The following is a 1942-nucleotide window of genomic DNA, read 5'->3' on the forward strand; positions in this document are numbered from 1 at the left end:
CTCTTTGATTTGACCCAATACATAACTAATCGAAGAGCGCTCAGGCGTGTCGCCAAACACAAAGTTTTCTAATACAGTTAACCCAGAAGTATTGCCAAGCAGAATGCATTCAGAGCGTTGTCCGTCGCGTCCTGCTCGACCTATTTCCTGGGCATAGTTTTCAATGGATTTAGGCAGATCAAAGTGAATTACTCGGCGAATGTCGGATTTGTCGACACCCATCCCAAAGGCAATCGTGGCCACAATGCAGTCAATTTGGCCCGCCATAAATTGCTGTTGTATTTGCTCACGAACTTCACTTTTCATTCCCGCGTGATACGCATGAGCGTTAACGCCAATGTGGATCAATGATTTAGCCACTTGCTCTGCAGTTTGCTGTTGCGTTACGTAAACGATGGTTGGCAGTTTAGGGGCTGCGGCGACAATCGTGTTGAGTTGCGTTTGCTTTTCGGACTCTTCGCAAGGGATGACTGAAATATCGAGGTTCGAACGGTAAAAGCCAGTTACAGTAATGTGGTCACTCGCAATATCGAATTTATTTTTCATGTCCTCAATAACGGCGGGCGTTGCTGTGGCGGTCAGCAACAAGGTTTGGGGAATATTCAGTTCTCGCTGATATTGCGGCAACTTGAGGTAATCCGGACGGAAGTTATGCCCCCACTCAGAGATACAGTGCGCTTCATCGACCACCATCAAAGAGATTGGCACCTGACGAATGAACTCGCGAAAGCGCTCGTTTTTGAGGCGTTCGACAGAAATCATCAAAATTTTGATTTCACCGTTTTTGACTCCAACCATTACGCGTTGCGCTTCTTCTCTGCTTTGGCTGCTATCGATAGAAGCGGCGGCGATCCCTTTGCTTTGCAAAAAGCTCAGCTGATCTTTCATTAGTGCCAGTAATGGCGAGATCACTAAAGTGAGGTTTGGCAGCATGGTGGCGGGGAGTTGATAACAAAGAGATTTGCCCGAGCCCGTTGGGAATATTGCTGCTGCAGAGTAACCATTCATGACCGATTCAATAACTGGTTGTTGGCCTTGGCGTAATGAGTCAAAACCAAACACGGATTGAAGCGTTTGTAGTAACTGGGTACTTTGCATGTTAGGGAAACCTTTCTTCGGTGATAGACTAGGGTACATTAACATATCCTGCCTACTGAGCGCGCCTTCAAAAAGTATGAACAAAGCTGAGTTAATCCAAATCATCATTCATCAATTGGAAGAAAAACTTCGAATTGCACACGCTTCCACCCAAAGAGCCATCGATGCCGCAACGGACGAAGAAACAGTGCCCGAGCATAAGTACGACACGCTTGCATTAGAGGCTTCCTATCTTGCTCATGGCCAAGCAATGCGAGTACAAGAGAGTGAGGACGAATTGCGTCAGTATCGCTCAATGGTTATTCGCGACTTTACGGATGCGCCAATAGGTGTAGGCGCGTATGTGGTTCTCGTCGATGAGAACAATATCGAAAAACGCTTTTTCATCGGTCCGTGCTCTGGTGGACTAACGGTGGCTTGGCAAGATTTGGAAGTCTTTGTCTTAACAGCGAAATCACCATTGGGACGAGCGTTACTTGGCAAAGAGGAAGGCGAAGAGTTTGAGATGAAAATTGGCGATAAAACAACTTGTTACGAAGTCGTGACGGTGTTCTGACATCAAATGTATAACTGAGTGTTATGTTTAACAGAAGTTATTTTGAAGATAAGAGAATGACATGAAGAAACTTTTTACACTTTCATTGCTGATGGTTAGTGCAACAGGCTATGCAGCGCAATGTCGTGTGGACATCCATAATGAAGTTCGTATGGATGGACAGAGTTTGGAAATTCGCCAGACTTCTGGTGATAAAGCCGTCGTGGACGAAGACAACAACTTGTTCATCAAAGGTGAGTTGATTGAACTCGATGCGGAGCAGAAAGCCGCGATTGAAGCATATCGCGA

The 1942-nt window shown here is 45.9% G+C and carries 3 protein-coding genes; 2 read left to right on the forward strand and 1 reads right to left on the reverse strand.

Going from position 1 to position 1942, the window contains the following annotated elements:
• Positions 1-1098 (reverse strand): RecQ family ATP-dependent DNA helicase (locus R7E00_RS22570; protein WP_318124489.1); only part of this gene is annotated, 1098 nt, incomplete at its 3' end.
• 76 nt (positions 1099-1174) lie between these two features.
• Here R7E00_RS22570 and R7E00_RS22575 point away from each other — a divergent pair.
• Entirely contained in the window at positions 1175-1654 is a 480-nt protein-coding gene (locus R7E00_RS22575) for a GreA/GreB family elongation factor (RefSeq protein ID WP_025633688.1), read from the forward strand.
• A gap of 61 nt (positions 1655-1715) precedes the next feature.
• Positions 1716-1942 (forward strand): DUF2884 family protein (locus R7E00_RS22580; RefSeq protein WP_318124488.1); only part of this gene is annotated, 227 nt, incomplete at its 3' end.

It is taken from the genome of Vibrio sp. Vb1755 (genome assembly GCF_033338635.1).
Classification (GTDB): domain Bacteria; phylum Pseudomonadota; class Gammaproteobacteria; order Enterobacterales; family Vibrionaceae; genus Vibrio; species Vibrio alginolyticus.